This window comes from Sphingomonas sp. Leaf32, assembly GCF_001421765.1.
GTDB lineage: Bacteria > Pseudomonadota > Alphaproteobacteria > Sphingomonadales > Sphingomonadaceae > Sphingomonas.
Genome location: NZ_LMLA01000001.1, coordinates 18,674 through 43,140, shown reverse-complemented (window position 1 = coordinate 43,140; position 24,467 = coordinate 18,674). Strand labels below are relative to the sequence as shown.

Genomic DNA, 24,467 nt, shown 5'->3' with positions numbered 1-24,467 from the left:
TCGCCCGCGGCTTGCTTGCGCAAGCCGACTTCGCGGCTGCGACCTGCCCCCGGCAGGTCGCCGGTCGCCGCTACGTCCCCCTCCCCGTGCCGGGGAGGATTTGGTAGGCACCCCCATGCTTCCCATCCACGCGGCCCTGCCCCACCTCCTCCAGACGCTGCGCGACCGCACCTCCGCCGTCCTCGTCGCGCCGCCGGGTGCGGGCAAGACCACCGCCGTCGCCCCGGCGCTGCTCGGCGAAGCGTGGGTCAGCGGCGAAATCCTGCTGCTCTCCCCCCGCCGTATCGCCGCCCGCGCCGCTGCCGAACGCATGGCCGCGACGGCAAACGAACCGGTCGGCCAGACCTTCGGCTACGCCACCCGCATGGACAGCAAGCGGTCGGCGACGACCCGCGTGACGGTAATGACCGAGGGCATCTTCGTCGCCCGCATCCAGGCCGATCCCGAACTGGCCGGCGTGTCGGCGGTGCTGTTCGACGAAGTGCACGAACGCAGCCTCGACAGCGATTTCGGCCTCGCTCTCGCGCTCGACGCACAGGCGGCGCTCAGGCCCGACCTGCGCATCCTCGCCATGTCGGCAACACTCGATGGCGAGCGCTTCGCCGCGCTGATGGACGATGCTCCGGTACTCGAAAGCGAAGGGCGCTCCTGGCCGCTCGACCTGCGCCATATCGGCCGCAACGCGGAGGCCCGGATCGAGGATTCGGTCGCCGCCGCGATCCGCCGTGCACTGGGGGAGGCGGAGGGCGGCATCCTCGCCTTCCTGCCCGGCGTGGCGGAGATCGAACGCACCGCCGAACGCATCGCCGTGCCCGACGGCGCGGTGCTGCACCGGCTGCACGGAACGCTGTTGCCGGCCGAACAGCGCGCCGCCATCGCGCCCGATCCGGAGGGACGGCGCAAGATCGTACTGGCGACCAGCATCGCCGAAACCTCGCTGACGCTCGACGGCATCCGCATCGTCGTCGATTCCGGCCTTGCCCGCCGCCCGCGCTACGATCGCGCGGCAGGAATGACGCGCCTCACCACCGAACGCGCCAGCCAGGCCGCCGTCACCCAGCGCGCCGGCCGCGCCGCGCGGCAGGGGCCGGGCGTCGCCTATCGGCTGTGGGAGGCCGCCGCGACCGCCGGACTGCCGCGGTTCGACCCGGCGGAGATATTGGAGGCGGACCTGTCGGCGCTGGTGCTCGAATGCGGCAAATGGGGCGTCACCGATCCGACGACGCTGCGCTGGCTCGACCCGCCGCCCGCCGCCGCCGTCGACGAAGCGCGCGCGCGCCTTGCCACGCTCGACGCGATTGATGCCGATGGCCGGCCGACGCCGCATGGCCTCGCCATCGCCGCGCTGCCGCTCAGCCCACGCCTCGCCCATATGCTGATCCGTGCCGGGGAGGGCGGCTTTGCCGGCGCGGCGGCGGAGGTTGCGGTGCTGCTCGGCGAACGGGGCCTTGGCGGCAACGACACCGATCTCGACCAGCGCCGCCGCCGCTGGCGGACCGAGCGCGGCCAGCGGGCGGAGGCCTCGCGCCGCCTCGCCGATCGCTGGCGCAAATTGGTGAAGGGCCGCGACGATCCGCCCGCCTATGCGCTGGCGCGCAGCGTCGCGCTGGCCTTTCCCGATCGCATCGCCCGGCGGCGCGACGCCGGTGGCGAACGCTGGGCCTCGGTCGGCGGGCGCGGCTTCACGCTGGATGCCGCCGCGCTCGGATCGGCCGAATGGCTGGCGGTTGCCGAGACGCAGGGGCAGGCGGCGGGCGCGCGCATCCTGTCCGCCGTCGCGATCGATCCGGCGACGGTCGAGCAGCTGTTCGGCGACCGGATCGAGACGCGGCGCAGCGTCCGCTTCGATCCCGCCACGCGCGGCATCGTCGCGTTGCGCGAACGCCGGCTGGGCGCGATCCGGCTGTCGTCCGGTCCCGATGCGGCGGCATCGGCGCAAGAGATCGTCGCGGCGCTGGTCGAAGCGGTCCGTGGCGACCTGTCGCTGTTACCATGGGACGGGGCGGAGACGCTCCGCCGGCGCTCTGCCTATGTCGCGGCGATGCTGGGGAAGGATGATCCGCTGGGCGATGCGGCGCTGACTGCGGCGATCGACGACTGGCTGCCGCCGCTGCTCACCGGCAAACGACGGCTCGACGCGGTGACCGGGCTGCACGATGCGCTGGAGCAGCAGGCGGGATGGGACTGGATGCAGCAGCTCCGCCGCCTCGCCCCCGCGCGCTTCGAAAGTCCCGCCGGGTCGAGCCACGCGATCGATTACGCGGCGGAGGGCGGCCCGCGCGTCGAGTTGCGGGTACAGGCGCTGTTCGGCCTCGCCACTCATCCGATGGTCGCCGGGCAACCGCTGACGCTCAGCCTGACCTCGCCCGCCGGTCGCCCGATCCAGACGACGCGCGACCTGCCCGGCTTCTGGGCGGGATCATGGCGCGACGTGTCGAAGGAAATGCGCGGCCGATATCCGCGCCATCCATGGCCGGACGATCCGACGGCGGCGTCGGCGACGCTGCGGACCAAGAAGGCGGATGCGCGGCGGAGTTGAGTGGATGCGAACCGTTCGTCCTGAGTAGCTGCTGAGCTTGTCGAAGCAGCGTATCGAAGGACAGGGGGCAGGTGCTTCGATACGGGCCTTCGACTTCGCTCAGTCCCTACTCAGCACGAACGAATCGGGCTTGCTCACCCCTCGCCATGCCCCTTCGCCAGATAATCCTCCGACCGCATTTCCTCCAGCCGGCTGATCGTCCGGTCGAATTCGAACCGCCCGTCACCGGTCGGATACAGCGCGCCCGGCTGCGCATCCGCCGCCGCCAGCAGCTTCACCCGATATTCGTACAGCGCGTCGATCAGCGTCACGAACCGCGCGGCCTCGTTGCGGTTTTCCGGCCCCAGGATCGGAATCCCGACCAGGATCACGGTGTGGAACGCCCGCGCGATGGCGAGATAGTCGGGCGCCCCGCGCGCCTCGCCGCACAGCCGCTTGAAGCTGAATACGCCGACGCCCTTCAGCGCCTTGGGCACGTGCAGCGTCCGGCCCCCGCCGACATCAAGGTCGCACGACGGCACATGGTCGCGATCCTCGACCGGATAATCGGTGAGGCGGAAGAACGCCGCCGATAAAGCCTCGATCGCCGCCGCGCCGTTCGGCACCAGCCACGTATCGACCGCGCCCAGCCGGTCGCGGCGGTAATCGGTCGGCCCGTTCAGTGGCAGCACGTCGAGACTGGATTCGAGCAGCGCGATGAACGGCAGGAAGCTGTCGCGCTGCAACCCGTCCTTGTACAGGTCGACCGGCGGCCGGTTCGACGTCGCGACCATGGTGACACCGTGCGTCATCATCTCGGTGAACAGCCGGGACAGCACCATCGCATCGGCGGTGTTGTTGATGACCATCTCGTCGAACGCGAGCAGTTTCAGGTCCTTGGCCAGCGCCTCGGCCACCGGCGGCACGGGGTTGCCGACCTCCTTGGCGCGTTCGGTTGCGAGGCGGGCATGGACCTCGATCATGAAGGCGTGGAAATGGACGCGGCGCTTGGCCGGTTCGGCGACACAGTCGTAGAACAGGTCCATCAACATCGACTTGCCCCGCCCGACGCCGCCCCACAGGTACACGCCGCGTGGGGGCACGGCGTCGCCGCCGGTCAGGCGCGCGAACAGCCCGCGCTTGGGGGGATGGTCGATGGCGTCGGCGAGGCGCGACAGCCGCTCGGCGGCGGCGCGCTGTTCGGGGTCCGGGCGCAACTCGCCGGCGGTGACGAGGCGGTCGTAGCGGGCGAGGACGGTCATGGCAGGATTACTCCCCCTGAATGACCCCTCCGTTCGTCCTGAGTAGCCATTGAGCTTGTCGAAATGGCGTATCGAAGGATCGTCGCCGCATAAACCGTCCTTCGATATGCGCCTTCGACAAGCTCAGCCGCTACTCAGGACGAACGGGTGGTGTGTGCAACACCACGCGAGACGGATCAGATGATCCGCTCGACTTCCATCTTCTTGATCTCGGCGATCGCCTTGGCGGGGTTCAGTCCCTTGGGGCAGACATTCGCGCAGTTCATGATCGTGTGGCACCGATACAGGCGGAACGGATCTTCCAGCTCGTCCAGACGCTCGCCGGTCATCTCGTCACGGCTGTCGGCCAGCCAGCGATACGCCTGGAGCAGGATCGCCGGGCCGAGGAACTTGTCGCTGTTCCACCAATAGCTCGGGCACGAGGTCGAGCAGCAGGCGCACAGGATGCATTCGTACAGCCCGTCGAGCTTGCTGCGATCCTCCGGCGACTGGAGCCGCTCCTTGCCCGCAGGCTCGGGCGTCACCGTCTGCAGCCACGGCTTGATCGACGCGTACTGCGCATAGAAATGGGTGAAGTCCGGCACCAGGTCCTTGATGACGTCCATGTGCGGCAGCGGCGTGATGCGGATATCGCCCTTGATATCCTCGATCGCGGTGGTGCAGGCGAGGCCGTTGCGGCCGTCGATGTTCATCGAACACGACCCGCAAATCCCTTCGCGGCACGACCGGCGGAAGGTGAGCGAGGGGTCCTGCTCCGACTTCATCTTGATGAGCGCGTCGAGGACCATCGGACCGCATTCGTCCAGATCGATCTCGAAATCGTCGTAGCGCGGATTCTGGCCCGAATCGGGATCGTAGCGATAGACCTTGAATTTCTTGATCCGGCCCGACGTCGGCGACTTGTGGGTCGTACCCTTTTTGACGACGCTGTTCTTGGGCAAACGGAATTCGGCCATGATACTCGCTCGGTTCGGCTAGTGGGTGGCAATTCCACCCGGTCTGCGGGTCAGATACATGACAGCTAGGGTTGCCGCAAACGCGAACAAGGGAAAATTGCCCATAGGGGAAGGGGAGCATCCGCTCTCCTTCCCCCAGGCAACGCTCCTCAGACCGCCGGCAATCCCTCCAGCAGCTTGTCGAGGGTCGCGGGATAGTCGCGGACCCGGACCCCGGTGGCGTTGTAGATCGCATTGACCACCGCCGCGCCCGCGCCACCGATGCCCAGTTCGCCAATCCCCTTGGCATGGAGCGGATTGGCATGGGGGTCCCGTTCGTCGAGGAACGCGATGTCGATCGGCGGAATATCGGCGTGCGCGGGCACGTGATATTCGGCCAGGTCGTGGTTAACGATCCGCCCGTCGCGGTCGTCATGGACCAGTTCCTCGGTCAGCGCGGCGCCGATGCCGAACACGATCCCGCCGATGCACTGCGACCGCGCGGTCTGTCGGTTCAGGATGCGCCCCGCCTCGAACGTCGCGTGCCAGCGGGTGACGCGGACTTCGCCGGTGACGGCATGGACCTTCACTTCGCAAAAATGCGCGCCATAGCCGGCCTGCGTCGTTTCCTTCTCCTGTTTGCCCGGCTCGATCGATCCGGTGGCGGTGATGCCGTCGCCGACCAGCTCGGCGATCGGCACCCGGCGATTGCCGGCGATCGCATGGCCGTCCTTCAGCGTCAGTTCGTCCGCCGACACGTCCATCGCCTTCGCCAGCTTGTCCCGCAGCGCCTGTGCCGCCAGATAGACCGACGACCCGCTGCTGCCGGCACCCCAGGACCCGCCCGACCCCGCACCCGGCGGCGACTTCGTATCGCCCAGATGCACGTCGATCCGCTCGATCGGCAGGCCCAGTAGCTCGCCCGCGATCTGCGCCAGGATGGTATAGGTGCCGGTGCCGATGTCGGTCATGTCGGTTTCGATCAGCGCCCGGCCGTCGGGACCGATCGACACCGCCGCTTCGCTGGGTTGCAGCATGTTGGTGCGCGTGGTCGCCGCCATGCCCTGTCCGATCAGCCAGTCGCCTTCGCGCCGGCTGCCCGGCGTCTGGTTGCGCTGGTCCCAGCCGAACGCCTTCGCCCCGGCGTCGAGGCAGCGGGTCAGCGAGCGGGTCGAAAACGGCACGTCCTTTTGCGGATCGCGTGACGGATCGTTGCGGCGGCGCAGCTCGACCGGATCGATCCCGATCTTTTCCGCCAGCTCGTCCATCGCATTCTCGTGCGCCAGCAGCCCGACCGCCTCGCCCGGCGCGCGCATCGACCCCGACAGCATCCGGTTCAGCTCCACCACGTCATGGGTGATGACGCGGTTCTCGCCGGCATAAAGGAACTGGGTCGCGATACCCGCCGGTTCGAAATAGCCCTCGCCCGGCAGGTTGCTGGTGATCGTCTCATGCCCGATCCCGGTCAGCCGGCCATCGGCATCGGCGGCCAGCCGCATCCGCTGATGCGTGTTCGACCGGCGCACCGTGGTGTCGAACACCTGCTGACGGGTCATCACCGTCTTTACCGGCCGCCCGACCGCCTTGGCCGCCAGCGCGGTCGCAACCGATTCCGGGGCGATGCCCAGCTTCGACCCGAACCCGCCGCCGACATAGCGCGCGACGATCCGCACCCGCGACGCCCGCTCGCCCAGCGCCTTGGCCAGTTGCAGCTTGTCCGACGACGGCATCTGATACGCGCCGTACAGCGTCAGCCCGTCATCGTCCCACACCGCGGTCGATGCGTGCGGCTCCATCGCCGCCGAATTCTGCGACGGGGTGGTCCATATATCATCGATGGTGAACGCCGCCTCGGCCATCGCCGCGTCGAGGTCACCCTGCTTGTGATAGGGCGGCATCGTGCCAGCCGGCGGCTTCTTCGCGCTGTCCAGCCGGTCGTCGAAGGTGAAGACGCCGGGTGCCGGATCGAACCGGATCGACACCAGCTGCGCCGCGTCGCGCGCGATCTCGAAGCTCTCGGCAACGACGATCGCCACCGGCTCACCGAAATAGGCGACGTCCTTCACCCCCTGCGTCGGGGCGCCGGTCTCGCCGCCCTGCTGCGCGTTGCGGATGAAGGTCTTGAGGTCGACCACCACGTCCAGCACGCCCGGCAGCGCCTTCGCCCCTTCGGCATCGATCGCGGTGATCTTCCCTGCCGCAAACGGCGCACGGACGAGGAAACCATAGGCGAGATCATCGGGCGCATATTCGGCGGCATAGGTCGCCTGTCCGGCGACCTTCAGCGGACCATCGATCCGTTCGATCCCCTTGCCGATGATCCCCTGGACGCCGGTGTCGAGCAGACTGTGTTCGACGGGCTTGTCCATGCGCAGTGCGTTGGTGGTCATGCCGTCAGCTCCCGGAGCGTCGCGATCAGCGTGCGGCGCGTGAGTGGAATCTTGAAATCGTTGCTGCCGAAGCCTTTGGCGTCGCGCAGCAGCAGGTCGGCGGCTTGCGCGAACAGCGCGTCGGACGGGGCCTGCCCGACGAGCAGGCGCTCGACGCCTTCGTCGCGCCACGGCATCGGACCGAGGCCGCCGAACGCCAGCCGCGCCGAACTTATCTTGCCGTCCTCGACCGCGACGATTCCCGCGACCGACACCAGCGCAAAGGCGTAGGACGCACGGTCGCGCACCTTGCGATAGGTCTGGCGACCCTCGGGTGCGGCCGGCAGTTCGACATGGGTGATGAGTTCGCCGGGGCGCAGCACATGCTCGACCTCCGGCGTATCGCCCGGCAGGCGATAGAAGTCGCCGATCGCGATCCGCCGTTTTTCCCCGTCGCTGCCCAGCGTCACGATCGTCGCGTCGAGTGCGCGCATCGCCACCGCCATGTCGCTCGGATGCGTCGCGATGCACGCCTCGCTGGTGCCCAACACGGCGAGGATGCGGTTGAACCCTTCCTTCGCGTCGCAGCCCGATCCCGGCACGCGCTTGTTGCAACGCGCCGCCGTCTCGTAGAAATAATAGCAGCGGGTACGTTGCAGCAGGTTGCCCCCGGTCGACGCCTTGTTGCGCAACTGCCCCGACGCGCCGGCCAGCAGCGCGCGGCTGAGCACTTCGTAGCGTTCGCGGATGATCGGGTTCGCCGCCAGGTCCGAATTGGGCACCAGCGCTCCGATCCGCACCCCGCCGCCGTCGATCTCCTCAATGTCGGTCAGCGGCAGGCGGCTGATATCGACCAGTCGCGCGGGCGTCTCGATCTGCAATTTCATCAGGTCGAGCAGGTTGGTCCCGCCCGCGATGAACTTCGTGTCGCGCGCCGCGCCTTCGCGGACGGCTGCGTCGGCGCTGTCGGCCTTCGCGTAATCGAACAGCTTCATGCCACCGTCTCCGCCTTTGCATCGGCGACTTCGCGGATCGCGTCGACAATGTTGGGATAGGCCGAGCAACGACAGATATTGCCGCTCATCCGCTCGCGGATTTCGTCGTCGGTGAAGTCGGCGTCGTTCAGGTCGGCGCTGACATGACTCGGCCAGCCCTTCCTGACCTCATCGAGCATCCCGACCGCCGAACAGATCTGTCCCGGCGTGCAATAGCCGCACTGGAACCCGTCATGCTTGACGAACGCGGCCTGGAGCGGATGCAGGTCCCCGGGCGTGCCCAGTCCCTCGATCGTCACGATCTCGTCATCCTGATGCATCACGGCAAGCGTGAGGCAGGCATTGATGCGGCGGCCGTTCACCAGCACGGTGCACGCGCCGCATTGGCCATGATCGCAGCCCTTCTTGCTGCCGGTGAGCGAGAGATGTTCGCGCAGCAGGTCGAGCAGCGAGGTACGGATGTCGACCTCCGCCTGATACGGCTGTCCGTTGATGGTGAATTGCATGGGGGGGGCGCTCCGTTGGTCGTCAAGGCTAACGATCGCCAACCAAAGGGTTTCCTGTTGCGAGAGGGTCGCAGATGTTGGGGATGATAGTGGCGGCGATGATGGGAAGCGCACCGATGGCTGAGGAACGTCCGCTGACCAGCCCGCCGATCGTGATCGCGCATCGCGGGGCCAGTGGATCGCGCCCCGAACACACGCTCGCCGCGTACGAACTCGCGATCGAACAGGGGGCGGATTTCATCGAACCCGATCTGGTGCTGACCAAGGACAATGTGTTCGTCGCCCGGCACGAGAACGAGATTTCGGGCACGACCGATATCGCCGACCACCCCGAATTCGCCACCCGTCGCACGACGAAGAGGATCGACGGGGCCGCGATCACCGGCTGGTTTACCGAGGACTTCACCCTCGCCGAACTGCGTACGCTGCGCGCGAAGGAACGCCTGCCGCAATATCGCCCCGGCAACACCGCCTTTGACGGCCAGCAGCCCGTGCCCACGCTGGCCGAGGTGATCGCGCTGGCCAAGCGCACTACCGCCGAGACGGGGCGCACGATCGGCATCTATCCTGAAACCAAGCATCCGAGCTATTTCGCGTCGATCGGCCAGCGCATGGAGGCGCGGCTGGTGGCTGAGCTGCGCGCTGCCGGCTGGGACCGCGCCGACGCTCCGGTCTTCATCCAGTCGTTCGAGGTGAACAACCTCAAGGCACTGAAGAAGCTGACCCGCATCCGCCTGATCCAGTTGATGAACGACACCGACGGCCCGGCCGACCACGCGGTCGACAGCTATGCGACGATGGCGACCCCGGCGGGGCTGAAGGCGGTCGCGGCCTATGCATGGGGCATCGGTCCGAACAAGGTGCTGGTGGGCAAGGACAAGCCGTTGGTGCGCGACGCCCATGCCGCCGGTCTGCGCGTCCATCCGTGGACCTATCGCGCCGAGAACATCTTTCTTCCCGAAGCGTACCGCGTGCCGGGCGATCCGGCGACGCACGGCCGGATCGGACAGGAGATCGCCGACGCGGTCGACGCTGGCGTCGATGGTTTCTTCACCGATTTCCCGCTAATCGGGGCACAGATACGCGACAAACCTTATTGAGGACAATGTGATGCGACGGGCGTGGATGGTGCTGGCGGTGACGCCGCTGACCGGTGGGTGCGTCAGCACGGTATGGAACGTGGCGACCGCCCCGGTCCGCGCCGGGGCGCAGGTGGTAGACTGGACCACCACCAGCCAGTCGGAGGCCGACCGCAACTACGGCCGGAAAATGCGCAAGAAGGAAGCGCGCGAAGGCCGCGAACTGCGCAAGGAAGAGGCGCGACGACGGCGGGAACGGCGCGACGACGATTGATAGAATCTTGGAACGCAAATCCGTTCGTGCTGAGTAGGGGCTGAGCTTGTCGAAGACCCGTATCAAAGCACTGGCCCCGAACGGTCCTTCGATACGCCCCTTCGACAAGCTCAGTGGCTACTCAGGACGAACGGAGACGGTGCTTCGATTCCCCGCCAGCGCCTGCGCCACCGCGCGCAGGACGATCAGCCGGGTCTGCACGCCATAATGGCTGCTCACCACCTCGACCGCGCGGCAACCCGGTTCGCCCGGCACATGGCAGCCCATCCCGTTGACCAGCCCGTCACTGGCGCTCCAGATCGCGGTGGCGGGGACGGGCAGGGGGCGGCGCACCTCCTCGGCCAGCGCCAGTACCGCCGGATCGTCGACCGATTCACCGCTGATCCATTCGTACAGCCGCCACACCCGGGTCGACCGCGCCGGCCCGGCATAGGGGCTGGCGACCGTCACCACCTGTTCGATCAGGTCGGGGCGGCGATGTGCCACGAAGCGTGCCATGATCCCGCCCATGCTGACCCCGACCAGCGCCACCGCCCGTCCGCTGCCCTGCGCGACCGCATCGATCCGCTCGATCAGCCTGGCCCCGTCCACGCCGATGCTGCGCTGGCCGAAATTGCGGCCCAGCCCCCAGCCATGGGTGCCATGGCCCAGGTCGCGCAGATAGCGCGCCATGATCGTCATCGACCGGTCGCTGTTGAACAGGCCCGGCAACAGCATCACCGGCTCCCCATCGCCGCGCCGCACCCCGGCCAGCGCTTGTCGCCAGCCGAACGGCACGCCCGCCAGCGCCAGCGCGGCGCGCGGCGTCTCGATCAGGAACTGGCCGAGCGGCGGGGGCGGCAGGGTTTCTACAGCCACGACGTCACCGTGATCGGAAACGGCGTCCACCGCCCCATCGGCACGCCCGCCGCGCGCAGCATCCGTCCGGTCCATGCGTTGCAGGTCACCACCGCGCTGTACCGCCCGCGCGCGACGTAAAAGGCATCGGACGGGCCATAGCCGTGCACCGGATCGGTCCGCGCGGCGAAGCTCGCCCGGATCGCGCTCACCAGTCGGCGATATTGGTCGGGGGTCAGCATCACCGGGTAAACGCCGCGTTCGCCCACCGGCTCCGGCAGGTGCCCGACATGCAGCACGGTCGCATCGCTGCCGATCGCGGCGGCGGCGATCGTCGCGGGCTTCACATCGCCCCAGGTCGGCGTGCCGAGATAGAAGGCGCGGTCGCCCCAGCCGATCGACAGCCAGCCATGGCTGGCATAGCGCGGATCGGCCAGATCGTCGGCACGTACCAGATCGTCGAACGACATGCCCGCCGCGTGCTTGGGCAGGACGATGCCGGTATGGATGCCGTTATCCTCGACATAGATGCGGATGCCATCGGTCGGCGCCGCCTGTCCACCCGCCGGGATCGCCCCGCCGACCAGCCCGGCAAACAGGTACGACAGCGCGATCAGCGCGATCGCCCCCACCGTACCAGCCATTCGGCGCAGCCATTTCCGTCGCATCGTTTCCCATGCTACTATTTACCCATGGCAAGCGAAACCCATGTGCTCGACCGGCCGCCCGCAGGCGCCAATGCCGACTGGACCATCCCGCAGGGGTGGGACGCCTATAGCGCGCAGGACCATGCGACCTGGGACACGCTGTACGCGCGGCAGATGAAATTGCTGCCCGGCCGCGCGTCCGACGCGTTCCTGCGCGGGCTGGACGCGCTCAGGCTGTCCGAATCGGGCATCCCCGATTTCGAGGAACTGTCCGACCGGCTGGAGGCGCTGACCGGCTGGCGCGTGGTCGCGGTGCCGGGGCTGGTGCCCGACGATGTGTTCTTTACCCATATGGCCAATCGCCGCTTCGTCGCGGGCAATTTCATCCGTCGTCCCGATCAGCTCGACTATCTGCAGGAGCCCGACGTCTTCCACGACGTGTTCGGCCATGTGCCGATGCTCGCCGATCCGGTCTTCGCCGATTATCTGGCGGCCTATGGTCGCGGCGGCCTGCGCGCGCTCGAACTGGGATCGCTCAAGCAACTGGCGCGGCTCTACTGGTACACGGTCGAATTCGGACTGGTGCAGGAGAACGGGGCCTTACGCATCTATGGTGCCGGCATCGTGTCGAGCGCCTCGGAAACCCGCTTCTCGCTCGACGATCCCAGCCCCAACCGGATCATGCTCGACCTCGCCCGCGTGATGCGCACCGATTACCGCATCGACGATTTCCAGCAGACCTATTTCGTCATCCCCGGCTTCGACGAGCTGCTGCGCCTGACCGTCGAGACCGACTTCGCGCCGGTATACGACGCGATCCGTGACCAGCGCGAGATCGCGGTCGACGCAGTGCTGCCCGAGGATGTGGTAGTGACCGAAGGCACGCAGGACTATGCGCGGTCAAAGGCGTAAAAATCCTCCCCGGCACAGGGAATGTCGGGGGCGATAAGGACATAAGACCAGTCGTTTGTCCTGAGTAGGGGCTGAGCTTGTCGAAGCGACGTATCGAAGGACCGTCAGCGGTGCTTCGATACGGGTCTTCGACAAGCTCAGCCCCTACTCAGCACGAACGGGCTTTGTTGCATTTCATTCCGTTGCCTATCAAAGGTCCAGCGCCCAGCCGTCGCGCCCCTTGGGATCGATCGGCGCGGTCGGCACGAACCGCTCGGCCCCCGCAGTCAGCCGCAGCACGCTCCAGTCGCCCCGCCGATCGACGTCCTCCAGCGTGCAGCCGCACGCCGCATAGGCCGCGGCCACGTCCGCCCGCTGCGTTTCCAGCAACCCGGCCAGCACGATCGTCGCACGGGGGCCGGCGATCGCCGCCACTTCGGGCGCCATCGACATCAGCGGCCCGGCCAGAATGTTGGCGATGAGCAGGTCATAGGGCGCGGCGGCGGTGATCGCGTCGGACAATGCGCCATCGGCGACCACCAGATCGACCCGATCGACCGCGTTCAGCGTCGCATTGTCGGCGGTCACGTCGATCGCCACCGGATCGATATCGGTCGCGATCACCCGCGCCGATGGCCATAATTCGCGCGCGGCGAAGGCGAGCAGGCCGGTCCCGGTGCCCAGGTCGATGACGTTCGCGAAATCCTCGCTACCCATGCGGTCGAGCATGGCGAGGCACCCGCTGGTCGTCTCATGATGCCCCGTCCCGAACGCCCGACCCGCATCGATCAGGAACGCGCGCGCGCCGGCCGGGACCGCATCGGCATGGGTGGCGGTATGGACGAAGAACCGCCCGACATGCAGCGGCTCCAGCCCCGCCTGGCTCATCGTCACCCAATCCTCGTCGCCCAGCGCCTCGATCTCGGGCACCGTGCCGGCGGCGCTCGGTACCAGTCCGGCGATGGCGGCGATGGCGGCTTCGTCGGGTTCCTGCTCGAAATAGGCGTCCAGCCGCCACGTCTCGGTATCGTCCTCGACCGTCTCGGTGGTCATCAGCACGGGGGCGGGATCGATGCCGAAATCCTCGGCGGCGTCGATCGCCTCGGCCTCCGCGCGGGTGCAGGGGAGGGTGAGTTTCCAGCTCATCGCGCGGGGCCGGTCGGGGTCGGAAATGCCATGGCCGCGCGGTGTAGGCGCGGGCGCGGGCACATTCAATCCGCGCGGGGTGCGGGCGAAGGTCCGATCGGCCTCCCCACCCGCTTCATCACCCCGGACTTGTTCCGGGGTCCACCTCGCGGCGGCCGGTGCGGATCGAGGCTCGATCGGCGGCATTTGCGGCCCAGTGGACCCCGGAACAAGTCCGGGGTGACGAAATGGACGTTCGGAGGATACGGCCGCGGCCCCCGCCAAACGGGCAGTCGGGTGGAGCGAACCCCTACGCCGCGACCTTGCTGATGAACTCGACGGTGCTGGCCTTCAACGACCCCAGTTCGCCGTCGAGCGAGGAGAAGCCTTCGCCCACCCGGTCGATTTCCGATGCCACCGTTTCGGTATCCTCGCGGATCGCGGCGATGGTCGACGACATCGAATCGGCCGCCAGTGCGGTTTCGTCGACGGCGGCGGTGATCGCGGTCACGGTCTGCGCCTGCACCTCCATCGCGCTGCGGATGCGGTTGGCGCTTTCCTGCACCTCGGTCACCGTCGCGCGGATCGATGCGTTGGTTTCGACCGTCGAGCGCGTCGCGGCCTGGATCGCGGCGATCTTGGCGGCGATGTCGTCGGTCGCGCGCGCGGTCTGGCTGGCGAGGCTCTTCACTTCCTGCGCGACCACCGCGAAGCCGCGTCCGGCATCGCCCGCGCGTGCGGCCTCGATCGTGGCGTTGAGCGCGAGCAGGTTGGTCTGCCCGGCAATGTCGCGGATCAGGCCCAGGATCGATTCGATCGACTTGGCATGGTCCGACAGCGCCTCGGACATGCCGACGGCGGTGCCGGCCTGTTCCGACGCGCGGGTCGCGATCTCGGCGGCGGCCTCGACCTCCATGCGCGCATCCTCGATCGCACGGATCAGCCCGGCGGAGGTGGCGGCGGCTTCGCGCATCGCGACTGCCGATTGTTCGGCGGCGGCGGCGACTTCGGATGCCTTGCCCAACATACCGCGGACATTGGCCGAGCTGCGATTGGCATGGACGCGCAACGTGTCGCTCTCGCGGCTCGCGCGTTCGACGGTCGCGCCGATATTGTCGCGAAACTCATGCGCCAGCCGTTCGCGCGATTCCTGCAGGTCGTACTGGAAATAGGCATTGTACAGCGACACGAACACTTCGCATTCCAGCGAGCGCAGCCTGAACAGCAGTTCGGCGGCATAGCGGAACGCGGCCTCGTCGCTGATCCCCCGGCGCAGCACGTCCAGCAACGCCCGTGCGCCGGCATCGCCCATCGACAGGATGGCGGTCAGCGCGACCTCCGCCCCGAAGGCGGTAGCGACGGTGCGCTCGCACGATTCGACCCAGGCCAGCCCGGTCAGGTTGGTGAAGCGGTTGCGGAGGTACGCGACGCCCAGTTCGATCATCCGGTCGTAATTGCGGTGCATACTGTTCGCCCCGCCGACCTTCTGCGACTGGGTGAAGTGCGCGGCGGCGACGTCGCGCGCATGGGGTTCGATCACCGTCCACAATTCCCGGGCGGCGGCGACGTCGTCGGTGGAAATGTTGAACAGGCGCAGTCGTTCTTGCAGATCGATCGTCCGGCTCACGCTTTCCGGTGCCGGCAGCTTCCTGGTCCCCACGATTCGCTTCCCCTGTTCGTCGGCATCCGCAACTGGCACGGCGGACCCCTATGCCGTCCGGGGTAACGTGCAGGCGTTAACAGTCGGTTGACCACGGATCGACAGTGGCCGTCGCGCGGTTGCACACCGGCCCTTTCGTGCAAGCGGACTTGCATCGGCGGGACGGGCGCGTAGATAGGCCACGATCGCTGGAAATCCGCATCCGCCCGACGTGGCTGCGCGCGCTGCTTGAGGAACGTCCGACTTGGCCATGGTCCGCCCCAAATCCCGCCCCGTATCGCCCCACCTCCAGGTCTGGCGCTGGGGGCCGAACATGCTGGTGTCGATCCTGCACCGTGCGACCGGCGTTGCCATGGGCACTGTCGGCCTCGCACTGTTCGTGTGGTGGCTGGCCGCGCTGTCGGGTGGCGAGGAAAGCTATGCCCGCTTCCTGTCGTGGTTCACCGGGCCGTTCGCGCCGTTGGGCTATCTGGTCGGCATCGGGCTGAGCTTCGCGCTGTTCCAGCATATCGGCAACGGCATCCGCCATTTCTTCATGGATATCGGCGCCAATTTCGAACTGAAGGGCAACCGGCAGAGCGCGATCGCGACGATCGTGTTCGCCGCCTGCGCGACTGCCGCGCTGTGGGCCTGGCTGCTGGTGGGGAAGCACTGATGGGTAACGGAACCAGCATCGGCCGCGTGCGCGGCCTGGGGTCGGCCAAGGCCGGCGCGCATCATTTCTGGCATCAGCGGCTGACGGCGGTATCGAACCTCGTCCTCATGCTGTGGTTCGTGCTGTCGCTCGCGCTGCTGCCGTCCTATGATTACGACACGGTCCATGCCTGGGTATCGTCGGCCTGGGGCGCGGTGCCGCTGATCCTGCTCGCCACCTCGGTCTTCTACCATGCCAAGATGGGGTTGCAGACCGTGATCGAGGATTACCAGCATGACGAGACGCGCGTCGTCGCGCTGATCGCGCTGAACCTCGTCTACGGCGCGGGCTGGCTGCTCGCCGCCTTCTCGATCCTTCGCATCGCTTTCACCGGGACGCCCGCATAATGGCCACCGACGCCTACAAGATCATCGACCACACCTATGACGTCGTCGTCATCGGCGCGGGCGGCTCCGGCCTGCGCGCGACGATGGGCAGCGCCGAGGCGGGTCTGAAGACCGCCTGCATCACCAAGGTGTTCCCGACCCGGTCGCACACCGTCGCGGCACAGGGCGGCATCGCCGCCTCGCTCGGCAACAATTCGCCCGACCATTGGTCGTGGCACATGTACGACACCGTCAAGGGTTCCGACTGGCTCGGCGACCAGGACGCGATCGAGTATATGGTGCGCGAGGCCCCAGCCGCAGTCATCGAGCTGGAACATGCCGGCGTGCCGTTCAGCCGGAACGAGGACGGTACGATCTACCAGCGGCCGTTCGGTGGCCATATGCAGAATATGGGCGAAGGCCCTCCGGTGCAGCGCACCTGCGCCGCCGCCGACCGTACCGGCCACGCCATGCTCCATGCGCTGTACCAGCAGTCGCTGAAGTATGACGCTGACTTCTTCATCGAATATTTCGCGCTCGACCTCATCATGGAGGACGGGGAAAACGGCGAGAAGGTCTGCCGCGGCGTCATCGCGCTGTGCATGGACGACGGGTCGATCCACCGCTTCCGCGCCCATTCGGTGGTGCTGGCGACCGGCGGATACGGCCGCTGCTATTTCTCCGCCACCTCTGCGCATAGCTGCACCGGCGACGGCGGCGGCATGGTGCTGCGCGCCGGCCTGCCGTTGCAGGACATGGAGTTCGTGCAGTTCCACCCGACCGGCATCTACGGCGCGGGCGTGCTGATTACCGAGGGCGCGCGGGGTGAGGGCGGGTACCTGACCAACAAGGACGGCGAGCGGTTCATGGAACGCTACGCCCCCTCGGCCAAGGACCTTGCCTCGCGCGACGTCGTGTCGCGTTCGATGGCGATGGAGATGCGCGAAGGGCGCGGCGTCGGCAAGGACGGCGACCACATCTTCCTGCACCTCGACCATATCGATCCCAAGGTGCTGGCCGAACGCCTGCCGGGCATCACCGAAACCGGCAAGATCTTCGCCGGCGTCGACCTGACGCGCCAGCCGCTGCCGGTGACTCCGACCGTCCATTACAATATGGGCGGCATTCCCTGTAACTATCACGGCGAGGTCGTCACCAACCGCGACGGCAACCCCGATGCGGTCGTGCCCGGCCTGTTCGCGGTCGGCGAAGCGGCGTGCGTGTCGGTACACGGCGCCAACCGCCTCGGCTCCAACTCGCTGATCGATCTGGTCGTGTTCGGCCGCGCGACGGGCCTGCGCCTCAAGGAGACGCTGAAGCCCAATACCCCGCACAAGCCGCTGCCGGAAGGGTCGGCCGACCTCGCGCTTGCCCGCCTCGACAAGTTCCGCAACGCGAGCGGCACCACGCCGACGGCGAAGATCCGCCTCGCCATGCAGAAGACGATGCAGAAGCATTGCGCCGTGTTCCGCGACGACGCGCTGCTGAACGAAGGCGTGACGATGATGGACGACATCTATCGTTCGTTCGCCGACGTGAACGTCACCGACCGTTCGCTGGTGTGGAACACCGATCTGGTCGAGACGCTCGAACTCGACAACCTGCTGGCGCAGGCGATGGTCACCATCCGCTCGGCGCAGAACCGCAAGGAAAGCCGTGGCGCGCATGTGAACGAGGATTTCCCCGATCGCGACGACGCCAACTGGATGAAGCACACCATCGCGACCTTCGACGGCTGGGGCGGCAATGGCGGCCTGACCGCGATCGATTATCGCCCGGTGCACGACTATACGCTTACCGACGAGATCGAGTATATCAAGCCGAAGAAGCGGGTGTACTGAGGTCGCTATCTCTGGTTCGGAAAGGGCGATCGGCTTCGTAGGCCGGTCGCCCTTTTTGTTTTCACGCTAAGGCAAGAAGGCACGAAGAAGAGTGGTTCGCGCAGAGGCGCAGAGGCGCGGAGGGGGTGCGCCAGTGGCACCGTTCCGCCTCAAGCCATCCGCCCAAATCGTCACCCTAGCGAAGGCTGGGGTCTCTCGCGGCTCCTGCCCCGCCAGATCGACAAAGACCCCAGCCTGCGCTGGGGTGACGAATGCGACCGGAAGACCCTCAAACATTTCCAACCCGGACACGCAGGCGATCGGCCGCACCCTCCCGCCAAGGTGCAACCCCTCCGCGTCTCCGCGCGAACCCCTGAACTTCCCTTCTTCGCGGCTTCCGCGCCTTCGCGTGAATCAATTCCCGAAAAACCCGGAACCGAACCTATCCGCCCCCGGTTACCGCCGCCGACCACGCCAGAGGGAACACCCGCCATGCCCGATACCAACGTCAACGACTATCCGCTGCTTGCCCGCCCGCACGTCCATCTTGCCGGTCCGGTCGACCATGCGATGTACGAAAGCTTCCGCAACCAGGTCATCAATGCCCCCGCCGACGGCCCGCTGGTCGTGTCGATCTCGACGCTGGGCGGCGATCCGGAAGTCGCCCGCGCGATGGGCGACGACATCCGCCTGCTGCGTGACTACACCGGCCGCGAGGCGCTGTTCCTCGGCAAGGTCGCGGTCTATTCGGCCGGCTCGACGTTCATGTCCGCCTTCCCGGTCGACAAGCGTTTCCTGACCAAGGGTACGCGGCTGATGCTGCACGAGCGGCAGATGACCAGCACCGTCGAACTGTCGGGTCCGCTCAAGATGCTGGTCGCCACGCTGAAGGCCAAGCTGCACGAGATCGAAACCTCGGTCGAGATCGAGGAAGAGGGTTTCCGCGCGATCGTCGCCGGATCGCAGGTCCCGTTCGAGGAACTGGTCGAGAAAGCCCCGGCGAACTGGTATATCGGCGCCGAGGAAGCCAAGGCGCGCGGGCTGGTGCTGGACGTCATCTGAACCCCTGCCAGCCATCCCCCGTGTCACCCCGGGCTTGACCCGGGGTCCCGCTTCTTCTTCTCGAAGCGTCGTAAAGAAGCGGGACCCCGGATCAAGTCCGGGGTGACGGAGTTTCTGGCGACCCACACTGGCACCAGCCGACAAAGATCCCCATCATCGGAGCATCATGGCCGATAACGACACCATCCTGACAGCCGCCCGCGACTGGGCCGGCGCGCCGCTTGCGATTGCCACCGTGACCTCGACCTGGGGCTCCGCGCCCCGCCCGCGCGGCAGCCACATGCTGGTGCACGGCGACGGCCGGTTCGAAGGATCGGTATCGGGCGGCTGCGTCGAAAGTGACATCCTCGCCACCGCGGCCGAGGTCATTGCCGGCGCGCCGTTCGTCATCAAGCGCTACGGCGTGGCGGACGCCGCCGCGTGGGAAGTCGGCCTGCCCTGCGGCGGGGAGATCGAGGTGATGGTCCAGCGCGTCGACGCCGACGGCTTCGACCCCGCGCTGTTCGACGCGATCGATGCGGCGGGGGCGGAGGGCCGGGCGATCACCCTGTCCACCGACCGCACCATCGGGCGCACCAGCATCGGCGAGGTCGAGGGCGCCTTCGCCAATCGCTACGACCCGCCGCGTCGGCTGCTGATCGTCGGCGCGGTGCAGATCGCGCAGGGTCTGGCCGCCATGGCGCGCGAACTGGGCATCGCCACCACCGTCATCGACCCGCGCGCACGCTTCCTGACCGAGGAACGCTTCCCCGGCGTTGCGCTCGACGATCGCTGGCCCGACGAAGCCTTGCAGGCGCTGAAGCCCGACGCCGCCACCGCCGTCGTGACGCTCAGCCATGACATCAAGATCGACGACCCCGCACTGATCGAAGCGCTCAAATCCCCCGCCGCCTACATCGGCGCGCTGGGGTCGCGGCGCAGCCACGCCGCGCGGCTCGAACGCCTCACCGCCGCCGGGGCACAGGGGCTGGAGCGGATCGATGGTCCGGTCGGGCTGGACATCGGGGCGATCGGCCCGTCGGAAATCGCGCTGTCGATCGCGGCGGCGATGGTGAGGAGCTTCCATGCGCGCTGAAGATGCCGTCCTGATCCTGCTGGCCGCCGGCCGATCGCAACGCTTCGGCGACGCCGACAAGCTGGCGCAACCGTTCCTGCACAAGCCGGTCGCCTATCACGTCGTGACCGCGCTGGAGGCGATCCCCTTCCTGCGCCGGATCGCGGTGATCGACGGGACGAAGCTCGACTTTGCGTCGCGTGGGTTCGATGTGATCGTCAACGAGGCCCCGGCGGAGGGCATGTCGCGCTCGGTGCAGCTGGGCCTACGCGCGGCACGGGCGGCGGGGGCGAAGGGCGTGGTGATCGCGCTGGCCGACATGCCGCGCATCACCGCCGCCCATGTCTATCGCCTGCTCGACACCGCCCGCGACGACGCGGATGCGGTGGTCGCGTCGAGCGACGGGACCAAACCCTGCCCGCCCGCCGTGTTCGGCGCGGGTCGCTTCGACTTCCTCGAATCGCTGGAGGGCGATGCCGGTGCCCGCGATCTGGTGCGTGCCGGTCGTCATGTCGTGACCGCGCCGGCCGAATTGATCGACATCGACACCCCCGAAGACCTCGACCGCCTGCGCGCGATCGCCGAGGCCCCGGAACAGCATGACGCGATCACCCTACCGCGCCCCGAACCGTGGTGGCATCCTCCGCAGGAATGATTTTCCTACAGGGGCGGGGCGGGTTAACTTCGTGGGATTGGTTCACGCGGAGGCGCGAAGGCGCGGAGAAGAAGGAAGGATGTGATCGCGCAGAGGCGCAGAGGGCGCAGAGATGTCTCGCCCGCCGCGACAGCGGCTCTCTTTCTCAAAGGCCGAAAAAAGGAAAGCGGCTTCGCCAGACAGGCCGTGATCGCCCGGTCCACGACCTCTCAGCGTCCTCTGCACCTCTGCGCGAAAATAATCTTCTTCTCCGCGCCTCCGCGCCTTCGCGTGAAAACGATCTTTCTACTGTCCGGCCCCAAACGTCGCCCCAGCGAAGGCTGGGGCCTCCAGCGGCTCCTGCCCCGCGCCATAACGGGGGGATGCCAGCCTCCGCTGGCATCACGTCCGGTTCGAAAAGTGAGGAGAATTACCGCCACAAAAACGTGGCAAGTGTGAACTTTGTGAACTTTGGCCTCACACCATCGCTGCGTGCGCGCCCTGCAGATCCTCGACGAACCGCGTAAATTCTTCTTCCGCCTGCATTTTATCGGGCAGCCGCAGCAGATAGCTCGGATGGACCGTGATCCACGCCGCCCCGCCATCGGCCAGCGTCAGCACCCGCCCGCGCTCGCGCGAAATGGTCACCGTCTTGCCGGTCAGCGACCGCGCCGCCGTCGCGCCCAGCGCCACCGTCATGCGCGGGCGCAGGATGCCGCGTTCCTGTTCGATCCACCATCGGCAGGCGTCGATCTCGCCCACGCCGGGCTTGGCATGGATGCGCCGCTTGCCGCGTGGCTCGAACTTGAAATGCTTGACCGCGTTGGTGACGTAGACCCGCGACCGGTCGATCCCGGCCTCGGCCATCGCCCGGTCGAACACCTGCCCCGCCGGCCCCACGAACGGCCGCCCGGCCAGATCCTCCTGATTGCCCGGCTGTTCGCCGACCACCATCATCGCCGCATCGACCGGCCCTTCGCCGAACACGGTCTGCGTCGCCGGCTGCCATAGCGCGCAACGCCGGCACCCCATCGCCTCCTCGCGCAGCGCCGCCCACGCTCCCTCGCTATTGCCGCCGGGGGCCGCCCGTGCCGTCTCGATCATCGCCGCCTCGCGTGCCTGTGCCCCCGCAATCAGCGCCGGGACCAGCGCGGTTTCGGGCATGTTCTTCCAATATTTGCGCGGCATTTCCTTCAACATCGCGCCCTTCTTCAGCCGGGCGGGATTGAAGATCGATGCGTAATAGGTCTTCCATACCTCCTCGACCGGGTCGCCATCGGGCGCATCGGCCTTGGTCGCGCCCGGCCCTTCGCTGAGCGTTTCGCCGTCCCAGTGGAGCGAAACCTCGGGCGTCAGGATCGACCAGCGCATCGCCGCGAACCGGTCGACGAAGAATCGGCCATTGTGCCGGACGATGTGATGTTCCGGCTCGAACCACGCGACGAACCGCGTGGCCTCGTCCTCCTCGACCTCGCGAAAGCGCAGGAAGGCGCGCATCTTGTGGATGTCGCGCCGTACTGCCTTCGCCATTTCCTCCAGCCGCCGCATCGCCGGATCGGCCTTGTCGTCGATCAGGCGCGGCTGCTCGATCAGGCGGACAAGCATCGTGTAGAGCAGCGCGAACCGTTCCGGATCGCCGTGCATGGCCACGGTGCGCGCCAAGTCGATGAACGCGCGCGGCACACGGGGGGCGGGGGCGTCGCTGGCGACGATCGCCTCGTCGCCGAACAGGTCGGTGGGCAGGTCGCCGACCTGCCACACCACCTCGGCCGGGGGCACGCGTTGCGCGGCGAGCGACCGGGCGGCATCGCGCCACCCGTCGAAATCATCCGCCGCCGCCAGTGCCGCGACCCGCATCAGTCGCGGTCGTCGCCCGCTTCGGACGACTCGGCGATCTCCAGTTCCTTGGGCTTGCGATCCTCGAACACCTTGGCGATCCGCGCTTCCTCGGCATCGCTCAGTTCCTCGGCGGCGGCGGGAAACATCTCTTCCTCCTCCTCGTCGATATGATGTTCGTAGCGGTGGCGCATCTCGGCGAAGCGCTCGTTCCACGCGTCGCTGCCGGCGTCCAGCTTGGCGATCTCGCCCAGATAGTCGTTGATCTCCTTATGCTCGGACACCGAATGCCGCGCCTCGTCGCGCAGGTCGGGATTGGCGAGCATCGTGGCGTAGAGCGCCTCTTCCTCGGCGGCGGCATGGGCGGACACTTCGACGCGGAACGTCTCGAACAGCTCGGCGCGCTCGTCGCCCTTGGCGGTGTCGATCCGCTTCAGCAGGTCGCGGTGCCGGTCGTGATCGGCCTTCAGGTCGGCATAGATGCGGGCGTCGGCCATGGGGAATTCCTTTGCTGGTTCGGCCGGACCAACGGTGGGGGTGAGGGGAGGTTTCTCTTGCGAGGAATTTTCAAAGTGCCCCGTCATTCCGGAGCAGGCCGGAATCCATGGACACGACCGGTATCGATAGAATCGCGAAGTCCCGCATCCGTGGATCCCGGCCTGCGCCGGGATGACGGGGACTCAGCCGAACAGCTCCATCTGATCCGCCTTCTTCGGCGCCACCACCGGGCGCAACTCGGCGCGATCCGCCAGCACCACCGGCCGCCAGTCATCGGCGATCAGGAACGGCCGCAGCTTGGCGATCGACACCGTCAGCCGCGCGACATCGGCCAGCGCCAGCCGCCGCCAGCGCCGCGCGGTCAGGATCGCATTCACCGCCTTCACCCCCAGCCCGGGCACGCGCAGCAGCATCTCACGGGGCGCGCGATTGACGTCGACCGGGAAGCGATCGCGAAACTTCAGCGCCCAGGCGAGCTTGGGATCGATGTCGAGCGGCAACATCCCCGTCGCGTCGTCGGCCGCCGCCCGCACCTCGTCGGCGCGATAGTCGTAGAAGCGCATCAGCCAGTCGGACTGGTACAACCGGTGCTCGCGCATCAGCGGCGGGCGTTGCAGCGGCAGGACTGCCGATGCTTCGGGGATCGGGCTGAACGCCGAATAATAGACGCGGCGCAGGCCATAGCGATCATACAGCGTCGACGCCTTGCCGACGATATCGCGGTCGGTCGCCGAATCGGCGCCGACGATCATCTGCGTCGACTGGCCCGCCGGCGCGAACTTCGGGGCGGACTTGTACCGTTTGCGCGCGTCGCGACCGTCCGCGATGTCGTTGGCGACGTTGCCCATCGCCCCCTCGATCTGCGTCGCCGATTTTTCGGGGGCCAGCCGCTTCAGGCCTCCGGTCGTCGGCAGCTCGACATTGATCGACACGCGGTCGGCATGGACGCCGGCGAGATGGACCAGTGCGGGATCGGCGTCGGGAATGGTCTTGAGGTGGATATAGCCGCGAAAGTCGTGATCCTCGCGTAAGGACCGCGCCACCTCGACGATCTGCTCCATCGTGTAGTTGGACGACCCGATGATCCCCGACGACAGGAACAGCCCCTCGATGTAATTGCGCCGATAGAAGCTGAGCGTCAGCGCCACGACCTCCTGCGCGGTGAAGCGCGCGCGGCGGACGTTCGACGACTTGCGGTTGATGCAATAATGGCAGTCGAAGATGCAGCTGTTGGTCAGCAGGATCTTCAGCAGCGAGATACACCGACCATCGGGGGCATAGGCGTGGCAGATGCCCATTCCCTCGGTAGATCCGATCCCCTTGCCATCGCGCGAATTGCGCTTGGCGGTGCCCGAAGACGCGCAGGACGCATCATATTTCGCGGCATCGGCCAGGATCGCCAGTTTCTGCCGGGTGTCGAGCTGCGCCATACGTTCGATATATGT

General features: G+C 67.3%; 22 protein-coding genes. 10 read left to right on the top strand and 12 right to left on the bottom strand.

Going from position 1 to position 24,467, the window contains the following annotated elements:
• The first annotated feature begins 115 nt into the window (after positions 1–115).
• Positions 116–2,539 carry an ATP-dependent helicase HrpB gene (gene hrpB, locus ASE83_RS00285; protein ID WP_055787486.1) on the top strand — a complete coding sequence of 808 codons (2,424 nt, stop codon included), beginning with the start codon at positions 116–118 and terminating at the stop codon, positions 2,537–2,539.
• Between the two features lie 134 nt (positions 2,540–2,673).
• Here hrpB and zapE read toward each other — a convergent pair whose 3' ends face one another.
• From zapE to ASE83_RS00260, 5 genes are all read right to left on the bottom strand, one after another.
• Entirely contained in the window at positions 2,674–3,780 is a 1,107-nt protein-coding gene (gene zapE, locus ASE83_RS00280; RefSeq protein ID WP_055787488.1) for a cell division protein ZapE, read from the bottom strand.
• A 176-nt stretch (positions 3,781–3,956) separates the two neighbouring features.
• Positions 3,957–4,736 carry a succinate dehydrogenase iron-sulfur subunit gene (locus ASE83_RS00275; protein ID WP_055787491.1) on the bottom strand — a complete coding sequence of 260 codons (780 nt, stop codon included), beginning with the start codon at positions 4,734–4,736 and terminating at the stop codon, positions 3,957–3,959.
• A 149-nt stretch (positions 4,737–4,885) separates the two neighbouring features.
• A complete protein-coding gene (locus ASE83_RS00270; RefSeq protein ID WP_055787494.1) occupies positions 4,886–7,105 on the bottom strand; it encodes a xanthine dehydrogenase family protein molybdopterin-binding subunit in 2,220 nt (739 codons plus the stop codon).
• Positions 7,102–8,079, bottom strand: a complete 978-nt coding sequence (locus ASE83_RS00265; protein ID WP_055787497.1) for an FAD binding domain-containing protein — start codon at positions 8,077–8,079, stop codon at positions 7,102–7,104. Before ASE83_RS00265 ends, ASE83_RS00270 begins: the two co-directional genes overlap by 4 nt.
• Entirely contained in the window at positions 8,076–8,585 is a 510-nt protein-coding gene (locus ASE83_RS00260) for a 2Fe-2S iron-sulfur cluster-binding protein (RefSeq protein WP_082443230.1), read from the bottom strand. Before ASE83_RS00260 ends, ASE83_RS00265 begins: the two co-directional genes overlap by 4 nt.
• 116 nt (positions 8,586–8,701) lie before the next feature.
• Between ASE83_RS00260 and ASE83_RS00255 the strand changes: the two genes are divergently transcribed.
• Positions 8,702–9,685 (top strand): glycerophosphodiester phosphodiesterase, encoded by a 984-nt coding sequence (locus ASE83_RS00255; protein WP_082443247.1) that lies wholly within the window; start codon positions 8,702–8,704, stop codon positions 9,683–9,685.
• Positions 9,686–9,695: 10 nt separating this feature from the next.
• On the top strand, positions 9,696–9,938 hold the full coding sequence (locus ASE83_RS00250; protein WP_055787501.1) for a hypothetical protein: 243 nt from the start codon (positions 9,696–9,698) through the stop codon (positions 9,936–9,938).
• A 117-nt stretch (positions 9,939–10,055) separates the two neighbouring features.
• On the opposite strand, the gene ASE83_RS00245 is transcribed toward ASE83_RS00250, so the two are convergent.
• Together ASE83_RS00245 and ASE83_RS00240 are read right to left on the bottom strand one after the other, a co-directional pair.
• The gene (locus ASE83_RS00245; RefSeq protein ID WP_235513187.1) at positions 10,056–10,796 is read right to left on the bottom strand and encodes an esterase/lipase family protein; all 741 of its coding nucleotides are present in this window, start codon (positions 10,794–10,796) and stop codon (positions 10,056–10,058) included.
• Positions 10,787–11,419 (bottom strand): TIGR02117 family protein, encoded by a 633-nt coding sequence (locus tag ASE83_RS00240; protein ID WP_055787505.1) that lies wholly within the window; start codon positions 11,417–11,419, stop codon positions 10,787–10,789. The genes ASE83_RS00245 and ASE83_RS00240 overlap by 10 nt, the downstream gene beginning before the upstream one ends.
• A gap of 48 nt (positions 11,420–11,467) precedes the next feature.
• On the opposite strand from ASE83_RS00240, the gene phhA reads away from it, so the two are divergent.
• Positions 11,468–12,334 carry a phenylalanine 4-monooxygenase gene (phhA, locus tag ASE83_RS00235; RefSeq protein WP_055787507.1) on the top strand — a complete coding sequence of 289 codons (867 nt, stop codon included), beginning with the start codon at positions 11,468–11,470 and terminating at the stop codon, positions 12,332–12,334.
• Positions 12,335–12,523: 189 nt separating this feature from the next.
• Here the strand turns inward: phhA and ASE83_RS00230 are convergent, their stop codons facing one another.
• Together ASE83_RS00230 and ASE83_RS00225 are read right to left on the bottom strand one after the other, a co-directional pair.
• Entirely contained in the window at positions 12,524–13,459 is a 936-nt protein-coding gene (locus ASE83_RS00230) for a 50S ribosomal protein L11 methyltransferase (RefSeq protein WP_055787511.1), read from the bottom strand.
• 289 nt (positions 13,460–13,748) lie between these two features.
• Complete coding sequence (locus tag ASE83_RS00225) at positions 13,749–15,065, bottom strand: methyl-accepting chemotaxis protein (RefSeq protein ID WP_235513188.1); 1,317 nt, start codon at positions 15,063–15,065, stop codon at positions 13,749–13,751.
• A 283-nt stretch (positions 15,066–15,348) separates the two neighbouring features.
• Between ASE83_RS00225 and sdhC the strand changes: the two genes are divergently transcribed.
• The 6 genes from sdhC (at position 15,349) to ASE83_RS00195 (ending at position 20,709) form a co-directional block, all read left to right on the top strand.
• Positions 15,349–15,753 (top strand): succinate dehydrogenase, cytochrome b556 subunit, encoded by a 405-nt coding sequence (gene sdhC, locus ASE83_RS00220; RefSeq protein ID WP_156352661.1) that lies wholly within the window; start codon positions 15,349–15,351, stop codon positions 15,751–15,753.
• Positions 15,753–16,139 carry a succinate dehydrogenase, hydrophobic membrane anchor protein gene (sdhD, locus tag ASE83_RS00215; RefSeq protein WP_055787516.1) on the top strand — a complete coding sequence of 129 codons (387 nt, stop codon included), beginning with the start codon at positions 15,753–15,755 and terminating at the stop codon, positions 16,137–16,139. The genes sdhC and sdhD overlap by 1 nt, the downstream gene beginning before the upstream one ends.
• Entirely contained in the window at positions 16,139–17,959 is a 1,821-nt protein-coding gene (gene sdhA / locus ASE83_RS00210) for a succinate dehydrogenase flavoprotein subunit (RefSeq protein WP_055787519.1), read from the top strand. The genes sdhD and sdhA overlap by 1 nt, the downstream gene beginning before the upstream one ends.
• Positions 17,960–18,430: 471 nt before the next feature.
• Entirely contained in the window at positions 18,431–19,000 is a 570-nt protein-coding gene (locus tag ASE83_RS00205) for an ATP-dependent Clp protease proteolytic subunit (protein ID WP_055787522.1), read from the top strand.
• A 166-nt stretch (positions 19,001–19,166) separates the two neighbouring features.
• Positions 19,167–20,075: an XdhC family protein gene (locus ASE83_RS00200; RefSeq protein ID WP_055787523.1), complete on the top strand. Its 909-nt coding sequence runs from the start codon at positions 19,167–19,169 to the stop codon at positions 20,073–20,075.
• Entirely contained in the window at positions 20,065–20,709 is a 645-nt protein-coding gene (locus ASE83_RS00195) for a nucleotidyltransferase family protein (protein WP_055787527.1), read from the top strand. The genes ASE83_RS00200 and ASE83_RS00195 overlap by 11 nt, the downstream gene beginning before the upstream one ends.
• Positions 20,710–21,165: 456 nt before the next feature.
• On the opposite strand, the gene ASE83_RS00190 is transcribed toward ASE83_RS00195, so the two are convergent.
• The 3 genes from ASE83_RS00190 to ASE83_RS00180 form a co-directional block, all read right to left on the bottom strand.
• Positions 21,166–22,545 (bottom strand): UdgX family uracil-DNA binding protein, encoded by a 1,380-nt coding sequence (locus ASE83_RS00190; RefSeq protein WP_055787529.1) that lies wholly within the window; start codon positions 22,543–22,545, stop codon positions 21,166–21,168.
• Complete coding sequence (locus ASE83_RS00185) at positions 22,545–23,021, bottom strand: hemerythrin domain-containing protein (RefSeq protein ID WP_055787532.1); 477 nt, start codon at positions 23,019–23,021, stop codon at positions 22,545–22,547. The genes ASE83_RS00190 and ASE83_RS00185 overlap by 1 nt, the downstream gene beginning before the upstream one ends.
• A gap of 183 nt (positions 23,022–23,204) precedes the next feature.
• Positions 23,205–24,452: a putative DNA modification/repair radical SAM protein gene (locus ASE83_RS00180; RefSeq protein ID WP_055787535.1), complete on the bottom strand. Its 1,248-nt coding sequence runs from the start codon at positions 24,450–24,452 to the stop codon at positions 23,205–23,207.
• Positions 24,453–24,467 lie beyond the last annotated feature (15 nt).

Excerpts from the sequence above, each read along its gene's own strand:
- hrpB (WP_055787486.1), top strand. The coding sequence starts at position 116 with ATGCTTCCCATCCACGCGGCCCTGCCCCACCTCCTCCAGACGCTGCGC.
- zapE (WP_055787488.1), bottom strand. The coding sequence starts at position 3,780 with ATGACCGTCCTCGCCCGCTACGACCGCCTCGTCACCGCCGGCGAGTTG.
- ASE83_RS00275 (WP_055787491.1), bottom strand. The coding sequence starts at position 4,736 with ATGGCCGAATTCCGTTTGCCCAAGAACAGCGTCGTCAAAAAGGGTACG.
- ASE83_RS00270 (WP_055787494.1), bottom strand. The coding sequence starts at position 7,105 with ATGACCACCAACGCACTGCGCATGGACAAGCCCGTCGAACACAGTCTG.
- ASE83_RS00265 (WP_055787497.1), bottom strand. The coding sequence starts at position 8,079 with ATGAAGCTGTTCGATTACGCGAAGGCCGACAGCGCCGACGCAGCCGTC.
- ASE83_RS00260 (WP_082443230.1), bottom strand. The coding sequence starts at position 8,585 with ATGCAATTCACCATCAACGGACAGCCGTATCAGGCGGAGGTCGACATC.
- ASE83_RS00255 (WP_082443247.1), top strand. The coding sequence starts at position 8,702 with ATGGCTGAGGAACGTCCGCTGACCAGCCCGCCGATCGTGATCGCGCAT.
- ASE83_RS00250 (WP_055787501.1), top strand. The coding sequence starts at position 9,696 with ATGCGACGGGCGTGGATGGTGCTGGCGGTGACGCCGCTGACCGGTGGG.
- ASE83_RS00240 (WP_055787505.1), bottom strand. The coding sequence starts at position 11,419 with ATGGCTGGTACGGTGGGGGCGATCGCGCTGATCGCGCTGTCGTACCTG.
- phhA (WP_055787507.1), top strand. The coding sequence starts at position 11,468 with ATGGCAAGCGAAACCCATGTGCTCGACCGGCCGCCCGCAGGCGCCAAT.
- ASE83_RS00230 (WP_055787511.1), bottom strand. The coding sequence starts at position 13,459 with ATGAGCTGGAAACTCACCCTCCCCTGCACCCGCGCGGAGGCCGAGGCG.
- sdhC (WP_156352661.1), top strand. The coding sequence starts at position 15,349 with ATGGTCCGCCCCAAATCCCGCCCCGTATCGCCCCACCTCCAGGTCTGG.
- sdhD (WP_055787516.1), top strand. The coding sequence starts at position 15,753 with ATGGGTAACGGAACCAGCATCGGCCGCGTGCGCGGCCTGGGGTCGGCC.
- sdhA (WP_055787519.1), top strand. The coding sequence starts at position 16,139 with ATGGCCACCGACGCCTACAAGATCATCGACCACACCTATGACGTCGTC.
- ASE83_RS00205 (WP_055787522.1), top strand. The coding sequence starts at position 18,431 with ATGCCCGATACCAACGTCAACGACTATCCGCTGCTTGCCCGCCCGCAC.
- ASE83_RS00200 (WP_055787523.1), top strand. The coding sequence starts at position 19,167 with ATGGCCGATAACGACACCATCCTGACAGCCGCCCGCGACTGGGCCGGC.
- ASE83_RS00195 (WP_055787527.1), top strand. The coding sequence starts at position 20,065 with ATGCGCGCTGAAGATGCCGTCCTGATCCTGCTGGCCGCCGGCCGATCG.
- ASE83_RS00190 (WP_055787529.1), bottom strand. The coding sequence starts at position 22,545 with ATGCGGGTCGCGGCACTGGCGGCGGCGGATGATTTCGACGGGTGGCGC.
- ASE83_RS00185 (WP_055787532.1), bottom strand. The coding sequence starts at position 23,021 with ATGGCCGACGCCCGCATCTATGCCGACCTGAAGGCCGATCACGACCGG.
- ASE83_RS00180 (WP_055787535.1), bottom strand. The coding sequence starts at position 24,452 with ATGGCGCAGCTCGACACCCGGCAGAAACTGGCGATCCTGGCCGATGCC.